Source organism: Paenarthrobacter sp. PH39-S1 (assembly GCF_030063245.1).
In the GTDB taxonomy this organism is placed as follows: domain Bacteria; phylum Actinomycetota; class Actinomycetes; order Actinomycetales; family Micrococcaceae; genus Arthrobacter_M.
On the sequence record NZ_JASISR010000016.1, the window covers coordinates 25342 to 42469 of the forward strand.

The window sequence follows — 17128 nt, forward strand, 5'->3', positions numbered from 1 at the left end:
TTGGGAGGGTGCGAATCGATATTGTCACTAAAGAGTTCCCGCCCGAGATCTATGGGGGAGCCGGCGTCCATGTTGCCGAGCTGAGCCGGGTGCTGGCCCGTGAGGTGGACCTTCGGGTCCATGCTTTCGGCGCCGCCCGGGCGCAGGATTACCACGGCGCCCGCGTCAGTTCCTATTCGACGCCGGACGGGCTGGCCGGCGCCAACGCCGCGGTTCAGACGCTCGGCGTGGATCTGCAGATTGTGCCGGACGTCGCCGGCGCGGATCTGGTGCATTCGCATACCTGGTATGCCAACATGGCCGGGCATCTGGCGTCCCTGCTGCACGGCATCCCGCATGTGCTCAGCGCACATTCGCTGGAACCGCTGCGTCCTTGGAAGGCCGAGCAGCTCGGCGGCGGATACGCGCTTTCGTCCTGGGTGGAGAAGACCGCCTATGAGGCCGCGGCGGCAATCATCGCTGTCTCGGACGGCATGCGGCAGGATATTCTGCGCTGTTATCCGCAGGTTGATCCGGCGAGGGTCAAGGTCGTGCACAATGGCATCGACGTGTCCAGGTGGCAGCGGGATGAGGACGACGACGCCGTAACCTCCTTGGGCATCGACCCGTCACGTCCCAGCGTGGTCTGGGTCGGCCGGGTCACCCGGCAGAAGGGGGTTCCCTATCTGCTCCAGGCCGCGGCCTTGCTGCCGCCCGAGGTCCAGCTGGTGCTCTGTGCCGGCGCGGCGGACACCCCCGAGCTCGGCGCCCAGGTCAACGATCTGATTGCCGGGCTCCGCAGCCAGCGTGACGGCGTCGTCGTGATTGAACGCATGCTGCCGCGGGCGGAACTGATTCAGGTACTCAGCCACGCCACGGTCTTCGCCTGCCCGTCCATCTATGAACCGCTCGGCATCGTGAATCTGGAGGCGATGGCGTGCGGTGCTGCCGTCGTCGCCAGCGCGACCGGGGGTATCCCGGAGGTGGTCGAGCACGGTGTCACGGGCCTGCTGGTGCCGCTGGATCAGGTGGGCGACGGGACCGGCACCCCGCTGGATCCGGACAGGTTTGTCAGGGACTTCGCCGACGCGCTGATCTCCGTGGTGACGGACCCGTCCCGCGCCCGGACCATGGGCGAAAAAGGGAGGGCCCGCGCGCAGGAGCACTTTTCCTGGGACTCCATCGCCGCGGCCACCCTGGAAGTCTACCGCTCGGTGCTTTAGGGACCGTCGCATGCGGAGCTCTGCCGCTCAAGACTGCCGCAGAGCGGCGGAGCCCCCCGCTCAGCTGTACTTGTAGCGGGTGGCTTTCGCGGCTGCCTTCTGCTTGAGCAGCAGCACCTTTTCATCCATCGGTGCCGAGCCGCTGGCCCGCTGCCGCCGGAAGTATTCGGCGGCCTCGTCCTGACGGGACTTCTCGATTCCGCTGGCAATGGTGGCCCGCAGGTGTTCCGGGCCGTAGCCAAAGGCATCCACCAGGTCCAGTGCGTGCGGACGGATTTTGACGAGCAGACGGTTCAAGTAGCCGCCTACGGTGCGCGCCCGCTGCATGGAGATCCTGCCGTTCATCAGGTACCAGGAGAGGTGCTTGTCGATCAGTCCCAGGCCGAACAGATCGCGGAGCCAGGTCAGGACCTCCTTGGTGCCGGCGTCCTCGATTTGGCCCAGTCCTTCCGTGAAGGCCTCCCACTGCAGCAGCTCGGCGTGGGCCTGTGCCGCCTCGATGAGTTCATGCTGGTGCTGATTGAAAATCCCGGCGGCCTTGGGCTGCGGAAGCTTGGCGGCATCCTTGAGGGAGCCGGCCACCTCCGCCACCATGGTCTGGATCCGGTCCGTCAGCAGGGCACGCTGTCCGTCCTCGTCGCGCAGCGCCAGAACGGATTTCTGCACCGAGCCGGTGTCCGCCACGAACTGCGCGACTTGGCGCAGACCCGTCTTGTGCAGCGTCAGATCGGCGGCCTGATTGAAGGCATAGCGGGCCAGCACGCCGAAGTCGACGTTACGGAACTCCTTGCCGTAGTCGGTCAGCAGGCGTTTGGCCACCAGCTGCAGCAGCACCGTGTTGTCCCCTTCGAAGGTGGTATACACGTCCAGATCCGCACGCAACGACGAGAAGCGGTTTTCGATCATGAATCCCGCTCCGCCGCACGCTTCGCGGCATTCCTGCAGGGTATCCAAGGCGTGCCAGGTGGACATGGACTTCAGCGCCGCGGCGAGCGTCTCCAGGTCCTGGCGGTCCGCATCGGTGTCGTTGGCTCCGGAAAAAACGCCGTCGAACTTTGCCAGCAGCTGCTCGTGCGCAAAGCTGGCCGCGTAGGTCGTGGCAAGGCGGGGGAGCAGACGACGCTGCTGGCGCTGGTAGTCGAGCAGGCACTCTTCCGCGGTGTCTGAGGAAGAGTTGAATTGGCGGCGCTCGGACGCATACTGTACAGCGATTTTCAGGGCCACCTTGCTGGCCGCAACGGCCGCACCGTCGAGGGAAACGCGGCCCTGGACCAGCGTTCCCAGCATGGTGAAGAAACGCCGCCCCGGGCTGGCGATGGGGGAGCTGTAGCTGCCGCCGGCGTCGACCCTTCCGTAGCGGTTCAGCAGGTTAGTGCGTGGAATGCGGACCCCGCTAAAGTGCAGGCGGCCGTTGTCGATGCCGTTCAGTCCGCCCTTAATCCCATCGTCCTTGCCTCCCACGCCGGGAAGGAATTCCTTCGTGGCCGGATCGCGCAGGTCAACGTAAAAGGCGTGCACGCCGTGGTTGACGCCCTTGGTGATCAGTTGGGCAAACACGACGGCGGCGAGCCCGTCCACGGCCGCGTTGCCAATGAACTCCTTCCAGGCGGCGCTAAACGGCGTGTTGATGACAAACTCGTCCGCCGCGGGATCGAAGGTGGCGGTGGTCGCTATGGAGGCAACGTCGGAGCCGTGGCCGATCTCCGTCATGGCGAAGCAGCCGGGGATTTCCAGGCTCATGATGCCGGGGAGCCACTTGTCCTGATGCTCCGCAGTGCCTAAATGCATGACGGCAGAGCCGAAGAGCCCCCATTGAACGCCCGCCTTGATCTGCAGTGACGGATCCGCGGTCACGAGCTCCTCAAATCCGGCAACGTTGCCCCCGTGGTCGTCCGATCCACCCGTCCGGGCGGGAAAGGCGCGGTGCACCGCCTTGTTTTCGACCAGGAACTTCAACTGACCGAAGGTGCGTTCACGGTGCTCGGTATGGTTCAGGCCTTCGACTTTATGCATCTCGGACCGGCCCGCCAACTCGCGGGCCTGACGGCGGATATCGGCCCATTGACCCAGCAGGATTTCGCCGAGCGCGGCAACATCGATGGCAGGATCGGCGATTGTGGTCTCTAATCTTCCGGCAGAAGTCAATACGTCAGTCATGATTTTCCTTTAGCGCTCGGCGTACGGGTTCGGATGCCGCATCGGTTGTCGTACCTGCTCGGTTGTTGTAGGTGGGGGACCGGTCCGGCGTCGGTCAAGGTCCGGCGAAATACCCAAAAACAGCCACTTGGTCAGCTGTTCGGCCATGGTCACATGATCGGGCTTTCCGGGCGCCGGCGGAGTGTTAAGCCAGAGCTCGCCCGCGGTCCGGACCAAGCCGATGGCCGCGGTGGGCCAGTACTCCGACAGCACCGGCTCGGTGTCCCGGAAATGCCCGCGCATCGGCTCTGCGATCATCGCAGTGATCGCTTCGAAGAATGTGCCGAGGGCACCGCGGACCTGCACGACCCCCTGGCCGGACGTTGCATCGGCGACGGAAAACTGTGTGACGAAGGCATAGACCCTGGGCGATGTTTCCGCCATTTCCAGATAGGCCGAGACCATGTTCAGCAGGCCCTGGCGGGGGGAGGTGGCGGACTTGGCCGCCTCAAGTATTTTTTGCTGCATCTGCGCGATGACCACCTCGCCCACGGCATGCTGCAGGCCGGCCTTATCGCCGAAGTATCGGTAAAAGACGGATTTGCTGGTGCCCGCGGCGGCGGCAATGTCGTCCATCGAGGCATCCGCTCCCAGCAGGTGGATCGCCCGCCGCGATTCCTTGATCAGGGATCGGCGCCGTTCACCGCGGTGCGCGTCCCAGCGCGCGCTTCGGCCGTCCACAACCGGCGGGCCGGACCGGGAACCGGGCATCGTGTTGTTCATGATACCCAGCGTATCAGGTACGCTTGGTATCAGTAACAATGAGTTTACCAAAGGGAGAGTGCACCATGACCGCTCACGATGCGAACCATTCCGGAACACAGCATCCCACGCAGAATCCCACGTCGCAGGGCGCAACACCGGTCGTCCGAACCCGCCGCGCCGTCGTCGTCGGCGGAAACCGCATCCCCTTTGCCCGCGCAGGCGAAGTGTACACGAAATCGTCGAACCAGGACATGCTGACCGCCGCGCTGGATGGCCTGGTCGCGCGGTTCGGCCTGCAGGACGAGCGGATAGGCGAGGTGGCCGCCGGCGCGGTCCTGAAACACTCCCGCGATTTTAATCTGACCCGCGAGGCCGTTCTCGGTTCGGCGCTGTCGCCGGAAACACCGGCCTACGATCTGCAGCAGGCCTGTGCCACCGGCCTGGAAACGGTGCTGGGTCTGGCCAATAAGATCAAGCTGGGCCAGATCGAATCAGGCATCGCCGGAGGTGTCGACTCCGCCTCGGATGCACCTATCGCGGTCAGCGAAGGTCTTCGGGAGGTCCTGCTGGATCTGAACCGGGCTAGGACACTGGGCCAAAAACTCGGCATCCTGGCGCGGATCCGGCCCAAGGATCTTTCCCCTGACGCTCCCTCCACCGGTGAACCCCGAACGGGCCTGTCCATGGGCGAGCACCAGGCCCTCACCACGGCCCAATGGAAGATCAGCCGGCAGGCGCAGGATGAACTGGCGCTGGCGAGCCATCAGAACCTTGCCGCCGCCTATGACCGCGGCTTCTTTGAGGACCTGCTGACGCCGTACCGCGGGCTAAGCCAGGACTCCAATCTCCGCCCGGATTCCTCGCTGGACAAGCTCGCAAAGCTCAAGCCCGCGTTCGGCAGGAACCTCGGGGCCGCGGCGACGATGACCGCGGGGAATTCGACGCCGCTGACCGATGGTGCGTCCACCGTGCTGCTGGGCTCGGAGGAGTGGGCCGCCTCCCATAACCTTCCGATGCTGGCCAACCTGATCGACGGCGAGACGGCGGCCGTCGACTTCGTGCACGGCAAGGACGGGCTGCTGATGGCCCCGGTCTTCGCCGTGCCGAGGCTGCTGGCGCGCAACGCACTGACGCTGGCCGATTTTGATTTCTTCGAAATCCACGAGGCGTTCGCCGGCACAGTGCTCAGCACCCTCGCGGCCTGGGAGGACGAAAGTTTCGGACGCACCCGGCTGGGCCTTGCCGGTGCCTTCGGCGCACTTGACCGCAGCAAACTCAATGTGAAGGGCTCCTCACTGGCGGCCGGGCACCCTTTCGCCGCCACCGGCGGTCGATTGGTTGCCACATTGGCCAAGATGCTGCACGATAGGGGCACCGTGGAAGGACGTCCGGCGCGCGGATTGATTTCCGTCTGTGCGGCCGGGGGCCAGGGCGTTGCGGCGATCCTGGAAGCGAGGTAGGAGTGATGACAAAGGACACGTGGTCTGCGGTCATACCGACGGACAGGTACACCCGGTTCGTTAGTGCGGGGCTGGGCAAGGACCTGGCGGCGCGGCTCGGGCTGCCGCAGCCGGCCATCCTGCGCCGTTACACCCCCGACGCGCCGCTGATCACGGGTCCGGTGCTGGTGCTCGGCTCCTCCGCCGGCGCCGATGAGCTGGCCGCCAGGCTGCTGGACTGGAACGTGGATGTCCGTCGGCACGGCGCCCCCAAGCTGAAGCTCGGCGCAATCATCTTGGTGCTCGATGAGCTCAGCCACCCGGACGAGCTTTCGGTACCCGTGCGCTCGGTGGGGTCTTCCCTGCGGGACCTGGCACCCAACGCGCGCGTCGTCACGATCTCGCGGCCGGCCGCTCCGGAGTTGGCGCCGGCTGCAGGCGCGGCCCGCCGTGCTGTCGACGGCATCCTTCGCTCCATCGCCAAGGAGCTGCGCAACGGCGCCACAGCGAACGGGATAGTGCTCGACGACGGCGCCCGCACCACGGCGCCGAGCGTTTTGGGCGCTTTACGGTTCTTTCTGTCCGGCCGTTCCGCCTTCGTGGACGGGCAGTTCCTCAGCGTCTCGAGTGAGCGCGGTGAGCTGCCGGCGGACTGGGCCAGTCCGCTGGCCGGCAAGGTTGCCGTGGTGACCGGGGCCGCCCGCGGCATCGGTGCGGCCATCGCCCGAACACTCAGCCGTGACGGGGCCGACGTCGTCGTCGTGGATGTGCCGGCCGCCGGCGACCATTTGGCCTCCGTCGCCAATGAGGTCCGCGGCACTGCGCTGCAGCTGGATATCACCGCGGCTGACGCAGCCGAGCGCATTCTGGCCCACGCCGCCCAGCGGCATGGTCGCTTGGACATCGTGGTGCACAACGCCGGCATTACCAGGGACAAGCTGCTGGCCAACATGGACGCCAGCCGGTGGGATGCCGTGATTGCCGTGAACATTTCGGCCCAGTTGCGGATGAATCAGGCGTTCCTGAGCTCGGACCTGTTCACGAACCACCCCAGGATAGTCAGCGTGGCCTCCACCAGCGGCATCGCCGGAAACCGCGGGCAGACCAACTACGCGGCGTCCAAGGCCGGCGTGATTGGCATGGTCACCGCGACTGCACGCTTGATGGAGCCGTTCGGCGGATCCATCAACGCCGTCGCCCCGGGGTTCATTGAAACCGAAATGACGGCCAAAATTCCGTTCGCCACCCGCGAGGTCGCCAGACGGTTGAACAGCCTGCAGCAGGGCGGGAAACCGGAGGACGTGGCGGAAACCGTTGCGTTCCTGGTGGCCGGCTCCGCGGGCGGTGTCAACGGCAAAGTGCTGCGCGTCTGCGGCCAGAATCTGGTGGGACAGTGAGCTACCCCGCTGCGAACGTGCTGGCGGGGATGCCGTCGCTCTCCAAGCTGTACGTCAATGCAGCGGCAACGGCGGCAAAATCCCGCGTCCTGGGGTTGAACTCGCCCATGACCCTGCCGGCGGACTGCAATGAAGTACGCGGCGTGCTGGCGGACCTGGCGAAGATGACCGAATACCAGCACCTGCTCGGAAAGGCCGCACGCGACGTGATGCCCTCGGGCTTTATCCACGCGCTGGCGTTCCCCGTGGCGATGAGCGTGATGGTACGGGAGGAATTCCCGCTCCCTTTGCTGGGCATGATCCATCTGAAAAACAGGGTGCAGCATCTGGCGCCGGTTCTCTTTACCCAGCCGGTGACCATCCGGTCCTGGGCCCGGAACCTGACATCCCACCGGGCGGGCACCCAGGTCGAACTCGTGGTGGAGGTCCGGGCGGAAGGTTCCCCGGAACTGCTCTGGCGGGGCGTCTCCACTTATCTGGCCAAGGGCATCTTCCTTCCGGGCGTAGACAAACCGGCGGTCGCCGGCACGGGGCCCGACGCCGCCCATGGGTCTTTCACTCCACCGGATCCCACCGGCCTCTGGCACTTGGGTGTGGATACCGGACGGGCCTACGCTGCCGTGTCCGGCGATTTCAATCCCATCCACCTGAGTGTCCTTTCCGCTAAGGCGCTGGGCATGAGGCGCTCGTTGGCGCACGGGATGTATCTGGCCGCACGGGTGTTGGCCGACGTCGGGTCTCCCAAGCCAGACGCCTTTTCCTGGGAGATCGCTTTTGACGCACCGGTCTTCTTGCCGGCCGCCGTGGCGGTGCATATTGCTGATACCCAGACGGACGACGGCGTCTGGGTCTCGTCCCAGTTCGTGGGCTGGAACGCACGTACCGGAAGGAAGCATTTTTCCGGGACGGCGGCCGTGCTCTAAATTCCCGCGTTCGCGTGTCCCGCCACGGCCGCGGGGACGCAGTGCCGTGGCCGGGACCGGCCGGCACCGTATGCTGGGCAGATGACTCAGGTCCATGACGGCGTGGAGAACGCACACACCTTCGACGACGCGCAATGCCTCGATCTGAAGGATCCGCTGGCCGCCTACCGCGAGGGTTTCATCGGCAGCGATGATCCGGGCGTCGTAGCCTACCTGGACGGCAATTCGCTCGGCCGTCCACTGAAGGCCAGCGCTGATCGTATTGCCGGCTTCCTGCGGAAACAGTGGGGCGGCAGGCTGATCCGGGGCTGGGACGAGGGCTGGCTTTCCCTTCCCGGGGAAATCGGCGACGAACTCGGACTGGTGGCGCTCGGCGCCGCCGCCGGCCAAACGATCGTCGGGGATTCCACCACTGTCATGCTCTACAAGCTCTGCCGGGCCGCGGTGGCCGCACGTCCCGGACGTACCGAAGTGATTCTGGACACCGATAACTTCCCCACGGACCGCTTTGTCTTGCAGGGCATAGCGGCCGAATGCGGCCTGACCCTGCGGTGGATCCGCCCAGCCTACGATGCCGGCGTGACCGCGAGGGATCTCGGTGCGGTGCTCAGCGAGCAGACCGCGCTGGTCGTCCTCAGCCATGTCGCCTACCGTTCAGGCTATCTGGCGGACATGCACACTTTGACCTCCCAGGCCCACGAGGCGGGCGCGCTGATTCTCTGGGACCTGTGTCACTCCGCGGGTGTGGTGCCCACCGAATTGGATGCCTGGGGCGTGGACCTGGCGGTTGGCTGCAGCTACAAATACCTCAACGGAGGTCCCGGCTCCCCGGCCTTTGGCTACGTGCGCCGAGAGCATCAGGCAGTGCTACGGCAACCCATCCAGGGCTGGCTGGGCAGCGCGGATCCTTTTGGTATGGGTGAGCTGTACGAGGCCGCGGCAGGCATTCGGGCATACACGAGCGGCACCCCTCCCATCGTGGGCATGTTGGCTATGCAGGACATGATTTCCCTGATCGGCGAGGTGGGGATTGGGTCGGTCCGGGCAAAGTCCGTAGCGCTGACGGAGTTTGCGCTGCGTCTTTACCGTGACATCCTGGCGCCGCTGGGTGTTACGCTGGCATCGCCTTCCGAGGCCCGGTGGCGCGGCGGGCACATCACACTCGATCACCCGTCATTCCGTGAGGTCACCACGGCGTTGTGGGAGCGCGGCGTCATTCCCGATTTCCGAAACCCGAACGGGATCCGGCTGGGCCTTTCACCGCTGTCGACCAGCTTTGCGGAAGTATGGTTGGGTGTTGACGCCATTCGGGAGGAGCTCGCCGGATAGCCCGTCCGGGAGGTCGAATGGACCGTCCAGCCGGTGTCCGTAATAATGGTGGATGCGTGAAGGAGCTTACGGTGCCAAAGCCGATAGTGGTAGGTCTGGACGATTCTGAACCCAGTCGGGTCGCCTTGGACTGGGCCCTGAACAGGGCCAGGGCACTGGGGCTTCCCATCGTGCTGGTGCACTCCGTTCCGCAATACTGGGCGACGCCGGAGACCGGGTATACCGACACCATGCAGCTGGCAGCCCGGGAACTCCTCGCGGCCGAGGCGGCGCGGGCCGCGCAGATCACGCCCACGGTGACGGTAAGCACCTCTGTGCATCAGGGCGAGGCCGCCAACGTGCTCAGTGACCTTTCGACCGATGCCAGTCTCGTGGTCATCGGCACGGACAAAACCGGCAGCACCCGCGGGGAAGGCTTCGGTGTGCTGAGCCTGCAGATCGCCACCTTGAGTCTCTCGCCCGTCGCCGTCGTCCCGCTCCTGCCGATGACAGGACGGTCCGGCATCGTGGTGGGCATTGACGGATCCGCGGAGGCCGCCGCTGCCATTGACCTGGCTGCGGACGAGGCTTCCCGGCTGGAACAGGAACTGCACACAGTGTATGCGGGCAGGATTCCTGCTCCCTGGCTGCGCAGAAATATCCCCCAAGCGATCGTCAGCGAAGCGGTGGAGCAGGAGGGCCGGACGCTGCTGGCGGGAGCGGCAGCCCGGGTCCGCGCGAGTCATCCGGAGTTAACGGTGCACCAGCATCTTCAGGCGGCCGAGTTCCCTGCCGAGGCCCTGGTGCTGGCCGCCGCCAACGCCCGCCTGCTGGTGGTCGGTGGCAAGGGCCGTGGAGCACTGAAGAACGTGCTGATAGGTTCGGTCGGGCAGGACGTCCTGATGCACATTCCGTGCCCCACGATTATTGCCAGGGTGCCGCAGCGGGAGCAGCCACGGGGCTGACAGAACCTCCCGCAGGGCCGCCACTATCGCCAGATGAAGATGTACGTCAAGATGGAGTTGAGAACGGACCGCTGCGACGACGCGCTTTCCGCCGAGCTACCGGGCGTGTTTCATTGCGCCTACAAGGAGTCAGACGCATGGACGGGACGTCAAAAACTGCGAAGATTATCGTCGGAGTCGACGGATCGGAGGAATCACTGGAGGCGTTGCGGCATGCTGCCCGGTTGGCCCAAACCTCGGAAGTCGCACTGGAAGTCCTAGCCTGCTGGGAGTATCCCCGGATGTACACTGGCTTCGTTGCTGCCGGGGTTGAGGGCTTTGCGGAGGCGGCGGAAAAAGTCCTGCAGGACTCCGTCACCAAGACCCTCGGAGCAGAGAGGCCAGCCTTTGTCTCGACGAAGTTGATTCACGGACCCGCGCCGCTGACGCTGATCAACGCTAGTAGTGATGCCAGCATGCTGGTGCTCGGCCGCCGTGGTCATGGTGGCTTCGGCGGCCTGTTGGTGGGCTCAGTCAGCTCTGCCTGCGTCGCCCACGCCCATTGCCCCGTGTTGGTCGTTCACACGCAGCGCAAGCAGAACTGAGAAGGGCGATGGTGGAAATGGACACGACGTATACAGCGACCGCGCAGGCTTCAAGCCTGCGTCCGCAGGACTGGGGTCGGGCGATGGCCCAGGCCATGAAAAGCCTTGCCGCGCAGGTGGCTGCCGAGGGCGCTGAAAACATTCACGAGGAACTATTCGGCCAAGACCTGCTGCTGCACATTGCGGAAGCGGCGGAGATGGTTGAGATCACGCTGACGTGGACTCCCCAGGAGCGGACCCGTCAGGAACCCTGATCTCCGCGTGCGGCGCCGCCGCGGGCAAAGCTGTGCTGGTCCGCCCACCGGACGTCCCCGGGGTTGTTGGTCCCGGATCATAAATCCCGGCCGCGATGCCGACGTCCCACGACCAGCGGGAACACCAGCAGAAGCAGAATTATCACCGCCAGGAGCGCGGCACCGGCTGCGTTGCCTGCCGTCGGACCCACCACGACCGAAAAGACCAGCCAGCCTGTTCCGGCGATCAGCAGCGCGACACAGCCGAGCACAATCTTGACGATCCGGTCGCCGCTGGCCACCAGCGTCTCCCTGACATGGTGCCTGAACAAACGCCGATGCAGACTTACCGGAGCGAGCATGAGCGCAGTGGCCACGGCCGAGACCACCACAAGGAACAAAAACACACCCCGCTGTGGTGTGTCCAAGGTGGTGAATCGCTGCTGGAAGGGCAGTGTCAGCAGAAATCCCGCGATGATCTGCACACCGGTCTGCATCACACGCAGCTCCTGCAGCAGTTCGGACCAGTTCCGGTCCAACTGCTCGTCACGGGTCTCGTGCCGGCCGTCCCCGGCGCGCGGAGCTTCGATCGATTTCTCCGGGTTCATGAAGTGCCCCTCCTGGTGCGTTTCCTGTCGTAGGCCAATCAGCCCGTGGCCGTCAGCCCGAGCCCGTTAACTGAGCCCGTTAGCTGAGCCCGTTAACTGAGCCCGTTAACTAAGCCAACCAACTGGGCCCGCTAACTGGGCCCGCTAAACCATGCGGCACGGCGGTTTCGGACAGGCCCTGAGGCCGTTTGATGTAGCGGATCATCAGCGGGCCCGATTTACGGTTCCAGGTTCCGGATCCACGAAACCCGGCTGGAGTGGCCCATCAGGCTGGCGCAGCCCGTCCGGGTCAAGAACCAGTCTACTGAGGCGGGGACGTTGCCTGCGACGCGGAACACGTTCTACTTAGTTGCCCTAATCAATTGAACAGGTTATAGTTGTTAAAGGCAACCAATCAACGGAGGCGACATGACGGTTCGTCAGCACACAGCAACCGAGCTGGTGTACTGCATTTTTGATCTGCAGCGCGCCCTTCGCTGCGCCACGGCAGCCTCGGCCCGACCGGCGGATCTGGGCGTGGCACTCGAGGGCGTTCTGCGCTTCATAGCCGACGGCGGCGGACAGTCCCGGGCCTCGGACATCGCGGCACGTCTGGGCGTTGGCCCATCGGCGTTGAGCCGGCAGGTCGCGGAGCTGGAAGAACACGCCATGATCAAACGCGAGCCGGACCCGGCCGACGGACGGGCGCATCTGCTGTCGATCTCTGACAGCGGCCGGTCATACCTCGCGGAAATTCAGCACCGCCGAGCTTCTACCGTGCAGCAGATGCTCGCGGGCTGGAGCGAAGAGGATGCCGCCCACACGGCCGGCACGGTGCAGCAGCTCACGGCGACACTTCGCGCCGCCGTCGTACCAACACCCCGGGCACACAAAACCGGAACCACCCAGGACCACCAGTCCCAGACGCTCGCAGGAGTGAATTAATGGCACATCACGCAGCAACCGCACCGGCGGTCCCGGTAGGTACGCCCCATGCGGTGCAGGAAAACACGCCGATGAACCACCGGCAAATCCTAGAGGCGCTGACCGGACTGCTGGCCGCGCTCTTTACCGCTATTCTCAGCAGCACCATCGTGGCCAATGCCCTGCCGACCATCATGTCGGAGCTGCACGGCTCACAGACGGACTTCGCGTGGGTCATCACCGCTGCGCTGCTGGCAAACGCCGCCACCACCCCCATCTGGGGCAAGCTCTCCGATCTTTTTGACAAGAAGCTGCTGGTCCAGCTCTCCATCATCATCTTTGTGGCCGGATCCGTCCTGGCAGGCCTGTCCGAGACCATCCCGCTGCTGCTCACCGCCCGCGTCATCCAGGGTGTGGCCATGGGTGGATTGACCGCCTTGGCGCAGTCGATCATCGGCACCATCATCCCGCCCCGTGAGCGCGGCCGCTACTCCGGCTACATGGGTGCGGTCATGGCCGTCGCCACAGCCGGCGGCCCGCTGCTGGGCGGGTTCATCGTGGACAGCCCGCTCGGCTGGCGCTGGACCTTCTATGTCTGCGTACCGCTGGCCATCATCGCGCTGATCCTGCTGCAGAAGACCCTCAAGCTCCAGCACATCAAACGCAAGGTCAAGATCGACTACGTGGGATCGATCCTGCTCACCGCCGGCGTCAGCCTGCTGCTCATTTGGGTTTCCTTCGCGGGTCAGGCGGGGTACTACGACTGGATCTCCTGGCAGAGTGGTGTGATGGTAGGCGCCAGCGTGGTCATGCTGGCACTGCTCGTGTTGGTCGAATCCAAGGTCGCACAGCCGATCATCCCGTTGAAGATCATCGCCCAGCGCACTCCGGCACTGGCCATCATCGCCTCCATCGCCGTCGGCGTCGCCATGTTCGCTTCGTCCAGCTACCTTGGACAGTATTATCAGGTTTCCCGCGGCGCCACCCCCACCGAGGCCGGTCTGCTGACCATGCCAATGATCGCCGGGAACCTGATCGGTTCGGTCGTCGCGGGTCTGCTGGTCAGTACATTCGGTAAATGGAAGGGGTATCTGGTGGGCGGTGCGGTGCTGCTGATCGTGGGCCTGGGCCTTGCCGGAACCATCGATCACTCCACCAGCTTGTTCCTGGTCGGCGTCTACACGTTCGTCTTCGGCCTCGGCCTCGGCATGATGATGCAGAACCTGGTTCTCGCCGTGCAGAACACCGTCGCCGCGAAGGACATCGGTGCCGCGAGCGGTTCCGTAGCCTTCTTCCGGACAGTCGGTGGCGCCGCCGGGGTTTCCGTACTGGGAGCAATCCTGGGCACCCGGGTCACCGATCTGGTCAGCACCGGACTGAAGAACATCGGCGTGACGGGTGCCGGCTCCGGGGTTTCCCTGGACGTCAAGGATCTGCCGGCCCCCATAGCGGAGGTTGTCCGCGCCGCATACGGCGACGGAACCGCACTGATCTTCACGATCGCGGCCTTTATGTCGGTCGTGGCACTCATCGCTGTGCTGTTGATCAAGGAAGTCCCGCTTCGCCGCACGGTCGACATCGTCCCTATCAGTAAGACGGCCGGCGGTGGCGACACGGTTTCAGCGGACGCAATGGCGGTCAGCAGTACTGCCGATGGCGCGGGGGTCACCGGAGCGCAGACGGACGACGGCGGCGGGCCGGCCGAGGAGCCGGGGCGCGCGTTCCGCACGCCGTCCGATCTTGACCGTGAATTTGCCGATGTCCTCAGCGAGGGAGTTGGCCGGACCGCGGAACGTCACCAAAGGTACGGGCACGAAGCCGGCATAGTTCAGCCGCAGAAGCATTCGGCCGCTCCGCCGTCGGCAGCCGCGCAGCTTGCCGAGGCGGAAGCGCAGCTGGAGCTCGCCGCCCAGATCCAGGTGACCCAGCGGCTCCTTGCGGAACAGCAGCTGCAGCTGAGCTCGGCTCTGACCGCCGTGGGCGAACAATCCGCCCGGCTACGGGGGATCGCAGGACAACAGGCAGCAACCGCCGCACGGCTGACCGAGCTGGAAGCCCAGTTGGCGAAGGAACGGGAGCTGCAGAAAGCCGCGGCCCGTTATCTCGCGGAACAGCACGGTGCGCTTGACAGGGCGAAGGCCGGGCAGGCCGGTATGTAAACAGCACGGCCGACCGGGACGGTAGCCCGCGCGGTGCCCGTCCAGCAAAGAGCCGGCGTGGTCAGTGGAGGTATCATCTCCGCAGACCACGCCGGCTCTTTGCCGTATACCGAACGCGTCCGGTATACGGCTGCGCCGCTGCTGCGGTCCGAGCGGGCCTCTGATCCGGCGCTGGCTGAACCACGTATACCCCGCCGGTACCCGCTCCAACACATCGACGGCAGCGGTGGCAGCTGCACCGAGCGGACATTGGTGGCGGCTGGGCTGGCGGCAACGGCGCGGCACTGGGTAGGGACCTGGCCGCGGTACTGGGTGGGGACCTGGCCCCAAGGCGCGGTACTGGCCAATTGCCGTCCCGCGTGTATACGCTGGCAGCAGAGCACGTATCGAGGATTCATCCGCCTTCCATGAGGAGATTCCGTTGGGCTTTGATCAATATCATGAACCACCCGAGGAGCTGTCCGCCCAGACGCGGACCTTCGCCAGGATGTGCGCCAACCTGACCGAGGAAGCCGAGGCAATTGGCTGGTATGAGCAGCGAATTTCCGTGGAGCCGGACCCAGCCTCCCGCGCCATCATGAATAACTCGCTCGGGGAGGAATTCAAACACTTCAGTATGGAACTGGAATACCTGTTCCGTGCCAAGCCTGAGTGGCGCGAAACCGCACGGGGCATTCTGTTCCAAGATGGCGACATTGTTGCAAACGGTGAGGCGTCTGAGGCTGCCGTGGACTCCGGAACCGCACCGGCAGATGCCCCACAGGCGGCCGCGGTGGATACGTCGCTGGGAATCGGCAGTCTGAAGGGACCGACGCTATGACCATGAACCATTTGCTGCGTGAACATGCCCCGATCTCCGACGCCGGTTGGAAAGCCCTGGACGACGAAGCACGCGACCGGCTGAGCGTCGCTTTGGGCGCGCGGAAGCTCATCGATTTCGCCGGGCCCCTTGGCTGGGACTATTCGGCGACCAATCTTGGCCGGGTCTCCCCGGTGAGCGGGTCCCCCACGGAGGGCATCACGGCAGCCAAGCGACAGGTGCTGCCGCTGGTGGAAGTCCGGGCCGACTTCACCGTGTCCCGCAACGAGCTGTTGGATAACGACCGCGGCGCGGCCGACATGGACCTGTCGGAACTGGACGAAGCGGCCCTGCGCGTCGCCAGCGCGGAGAACGTAGCCGTGTTCCACGGCTGGGAGCAAGCCGGTATCACCGGGATCACCGGGGCCGCCCCGCACACGCCCGTTCCCCGGGTGGACGACTTCAGCGATTATCCCAAACGAGTGGCCAAAGCCGTCTCCGTGCTGCTGAAGAGTGGAATCAGCGGGCCCTTTGGATTGGCACTGGGGCCGGGCCACTACACGGCGGTGATTGAGTCTGCTGAACGGGGTGGATATCTGCTGGCGGAGCATCTGCGCAAAATACTTGGCGGCCCTATCGTCTGGGCGCCGGGAGTAAAGGGTGCTGTGGTGATGAGTCTGCGCGGCGGTGATTTCCTGTTCGAATCCGGGCAGGATCTCTCGATCGGATACAGCCATCACGACGCCGAAGACGTCCACCTGTATATAGAGCAGTCTTTCAGTTTTCGCGTCGCCACTCCTGAAGCTGCCATTCATCTCACCAGCAGCTACTGAGGTCTCCCACTGAGGGATTCCACCGCAAGCCTTAAACAAGAGTAGGGCAGGAGTTTCCTCCTGCCCTACTCTTAGGTCCGAGGACCCAAGGTCAGAAAATCAGCCGACCTGGATGTTGACGGCCTGGGGACCCTTGGGGCCCTGCTCGGTCTCAAACGTAACAACCTGGTTCTCTTCGAGAGAGCGGTAGCCACCGGAGTTGATAGCCGAGTAGTGAGCGAAAACGTCGGCGCTGCCGTCTTCGGGAGCAATGAAACCAAAGCCCTTTTCGGAGTTAAACCATTTGACGGTACCTGTAGCCATTTTTGTTAATCTTTCTGTAATACAGACTCTCCGACTGCCGGAGAGTCCCAGTTGCGGTGTTCATTTTGCCGCTTTTACAGAAAAAGCGGCTGGCCCGTTTGGGTTTCGCCGCTTGAAATTCAAAATGCGCAAACACTACAACTTCCATCAGTATACCCAGATTACGGGCCGTGGCACAAATCCGGGTACCTGCCCCGCCAACGGCGGCAGGGCCACGTCGGCACGATCAGCTGGCCGGATTTAGTCAAGCGCCGTTCGCACGATCACGTTGACAGGACTGGCAGGGAGGCTCGCGGTTAACGACAAGTGGGGCGGGAGTTTCGTCCCGCCCCACTTGTTCGGTCCTAAGACCTCAGATCAGAAAATCAGCCGACCTGGATGTTGACAGCCTGGGGACCCTTGGGGCCCTGCTCGGTCTCAAACGTAACAACCTGGTTCTCTTCAAGAGAGCGGTAGCCACCGGAGTTGATAGCCGAGTAGTGAGCGAAAACGTCGGCGCTGCCGTCTTCGGGAGCAATGAAACCAAAGCCCTTTTCGGAGTTAAACCATTTGACGGTACCTGTAGCCATTT

The 17128-nt window shown here is 64.5% G+C and carries 17 protein-coding genes; 12 read left to right on the forward strand and 5 right to left on the reverse strand.

Features of this window, described 5'->3' with window-relative positions:
* The first annotated feature begins 8 nt into the window (after positions 1-8).
* Complete coding sequence (glgA, locus tag QMG52_RS11705) at positions 9-1202, forward strand: glycogen synthase (RefSeq protein ID WP_283560649.1); 1194 nt, start codon at positions 9-11, stop codon at positions 1200-1202.
* A gap of 60 nt (positions 1203-1262) precedes the next feature.
* Here glgA and QMG52_RS11710 read toward each other — a convergent pair whose 3' ends face one another.
* Positions 1263-3359: an acyl-CoA dehydrogenase family protein gene (locus tag QMG52_RS11710; RefSeq protein ID WP_283560581.1), complete on the reverse strand. Its 2097-nt coding sequence runs from the start codon at positions 3357-3359 to the stop codon at positions 1263-1265.
* Positions 3360-3368: 9 nt separating this feature from the next.
* A complete protein-coding gene (locus QMG52_RS11715; RefSeq protein WP_283560582.1) occupies positions 3369-4121 on the reverse strand; it encodes a TetR/AcrR family transcriptional regulator in 753 nt (250 codons plus the stop codon).
* Between the two features lie 65 nt (positions 4122-4186).
* On the opposite strand from QMG52_RS11715, the gene QMG52_RS11720 reads away from it, so the two are divergent.
* From QMG52_RS11720 to QMG52_RS11750, 7 genes are all read left to right on the forward strand, one after another.
* A complete protein-coding gene (locus QMG52_RS11720) occupies positions 4187-5563 on the forward strand; it encodes an acetyl-CoA C-acetyltransferase (RefSeq protein WP_283560583.1) in 1377 nt (458 codons plus the stop codon).
* Positions 5564-5568: 5 nt separating this feature from the next.
* A complete protein-coding gene (locus tag QMG52_RS11725) occupies positions 5569-6939 on the forward strand; it encodes a 3-oxoacyl-ACP reductase (RefSeq protein ID WP_283560584.1) in 1371 nt (456 codons plus the stop codon).
* Positions 6936-7862, forward strand: coding sequence for a MaoC family dehydratase (locus QMG52_RS11730; protein ID WP_283560585.1), 927 nt, complete (start codon positions 6936-6938; stop codon positions 7860-7862). The genes QMG52_RS11725 and QMG52_RS11730 overlap by 4 nt, the downstream gene beginning before the upstream one ends.
* An 81-nt stretch (positions 7863-7943) precedes the next feature.
* Positions 7944-9191: a kynureninase gene (locus tag QMG52_RS11735; protein ID WP_283560586.1), complete on the forward strand. Its 1248-nt coding sequence runs from the start codon at positions 7944-7946 to the stop codon at positions 9189-9191.
* Positions 9192-9262: 71 nt separating this feature from the next.
* Positions 9263-10135, forward strand: coding sequence for a universal stress protein (locus QMG52_RS11740; protein ID WP_283560587.1), 873 nt, complete (start codon positions 9263-9265; stop codon positions 10133-10135).
* A 137-nt stretch (positions 10136-10272) separates the two neighbouring features.
* Positions 10273-10719, forward strand: a complete 447-nt coding sequence (locus tag QMG52_RS11745; RefSeq protein ID WP_283560588.1) for a universal stress protein — start codon at positions 10273-10275, stop codon at positions 10717-10719.
* Between the two features lie 8 nt (positions 10720-10727).
* Positions 10728-10973: a hypothetical protein gene (locus QMG52_RS11750; protein ID WP_283560589.1), complete on the forward strand. Its 246-nt coding sequence runs from the start codon at positions 10728-10730 to the stop codon at positions 10971-10973.
* Between the two features lie 77 nt (positions 10974-11050).
* Here the strand turns inward: QMG52_RS11750 and QMG52_RS11755 are convergent, their stop codons facing one another.
* Positions 11051-11560, reverse strand: a complete 510-nt coding sequence (locus QMG52_RS11755) for a DUF6328 family protein (RefSeq protein ID WP_283560590.1) — start codon at positions 11558-11560, stop codon at positions 11051-11053.
* 408 nt (positions 11561-11968) lie between these two features.
* On the opposite strand from QMG52_RS11755, the gene QMG52_RS11760 reads away from it, so the two are divergent.
* The 4 genes from QMG52_RS11760 to QMG52_RS11775 all read left to right on the forward strand — a co-directional run bounded on the left by QMG52_RS11760 (position 11969) and on the right by QMG52_RS11775 (position 16254).
* Entirely contained in the window at positions 11969-12484 is a 516-nt protein-coding gene (locus QMG52_RS11760; RefSeq protein WP_283560591.1) for a MarR family winged helix-turn-helix transcriptional regulator, read from the forward strand.
* A 71-nt stretch (positions 12485-12555) separates the two neighbouring features.
* The gene (locus QMG52_RS11765; RefSeq protein ID WP_283560650.1) at positions 12556-14622 is read left to right on the forward strand and encodes an MDR family MFS transporter; all 2067 of its coding nucleotides are present in this window, start codon (positions 12556-12558) and stop codon (positions 14620-14622) included.
* Between the two features lie 421 nt (positions 14623-15043).
* Complete coding sequence (locus QMG52_RS11770) at positions 15044-15442, forward strand: ferritin family protein (RefSeq protein ID WP_283560592.1); 399 nt, start codon at positions 15044-15046, stop codon at positions 15440-15442.
* On the forward strand, positions 15439-16254 hold the full coding sequence (locus QMG52_RS11775) for a family 1 encapsulin nanocompartment shell protein (RefSeq protein ID WP_283560593.1): 816 nt from the start codon (positions 15439-15441) through the stop codon (positions 16252-16254). The genes QMG52_RS11770 and QMG52_RS11775 overlap by 4 nt, the downstream gene beginning before the upstream one ends.
* 99 nt (positions 16255-16353) lie before the next feature.
* Here the strand turns inward: QMG52_RS11775 and QMG52_RS11780 are convergent, their stop codons facing one another.
* Positions 16354-16557 carry a cold-shock protein gene (locus QMG52_RS11780; RefSeq protein WP_196396538.1) on the reverse strand — a complete coding sequence of 68 codons (204 nt, stop codon included), beginning with the start codon at positions 16555-16557 and terminating at the stop codon, positions 16354-16356.
* 365 nt (positions 16558-16922) lie between these two features.
* Positions 16923-17126, reverse strand: coding sequence for a cold-shock protein (locus QMG52_RS11785; RefSeq protein WP_196396538.1), 204 nt, complete (start codon positions 17124-17126; stop codon positions 16923-16925).
* Positions 17127-17128: the final 2 nt, after the last annotated feature.

Bases quoted from the DNA above. Each gene is read 5' to 3' on its own strand.
- QMG52_RS11710 (WP_283560581.1), bottom strand. From the start codon at position 3,359: ATGACTGACGTATTGACTTCTGCCGGAAGATTAGAGACCACAATCGCC.
- QMG52_RS11715 (WP_283560582.1), bottom strand. From the start codon at position 4,121: ATGAACAACACGATGCCCGGTTCCCGGTCCGGCCCGCCGGTTGTGGAC.
- QMG52_RS11720 (WP_283560583.1), top strand. From the start codon at position 4,187: ATGACCGCTCACGATGCGAACCATTCCGGAACACAGCATCCCACGCAG.
- QMG52_RS11725 (WP_283560584.1), top strand. From the start codon at position 5,569: ATGACAAAGGACACGTGGTCTGCGGTCATACCGACGGACAGGTACACC.
- QMG52_RS11735 (WP_283560586.1), top strand. From the start codon at position 7,944: ATGACTCAGGTCCATGACGGCGTGGAGAACGCACACACCTTCGACGAC.
- QMG52_RS11745 (WP_283560588.1), top strand. From the start codon at position 10,273: ATGGACGGGACGTCAAAAACTGCGAAGATTATCGTCGGAGTCGACGGA.
- QMG52_RS11750 (WP_283560589.1), top strand. From the start codon at position 10,728: ATGGTGGAAATGGACACGACGTATACAGCGACCGCGCAGGCTTCAAGC.
- QMG52_RS11755 (WP_283560590.1), bottom strand. From the start codon at position 11,560: ATGAACCCGGAGAAATCGATCGAAGCTCCGCGCGCCGGGGACGGCCGG.
- QMG52_RS11760 (WP_283560591.1), top strand. From the start codon at position 11,969: ATGACGGTTCGTCAGCACACAGCAACCGAGCTGGTGTACTGCATTTTT.
- QMG52_RS11765 (WP_283560650.1), top strand. From the start codon at position 12,556: ATGAACCACCGGCAAATCCTAGAGGCGCTGACCGGACTGCTGGCCGCG.
- QMG52_RS11775 (WP_283560593.1), top strand. From the start codon at position 15,439: ATGACCATGAACCATTTGCTGCGTGAACATGCCCCGATCTCCGACGCC.
- QMG52_RS11780 (WP_196396538.1), bottom strand. From the start codon at position 16,557: ATGGCTACAGGTACCGTCAAATGGTTTAACTCCGAAAAGGGCTTTGGT.
- QMG52_RS11785 (WP_196396538.1), bottom strand. From the start codon at position 17,126: ATGGCTACAGGTACCGTCAAATGGTTTAACTCCGAAAAGGGCTTTGGT.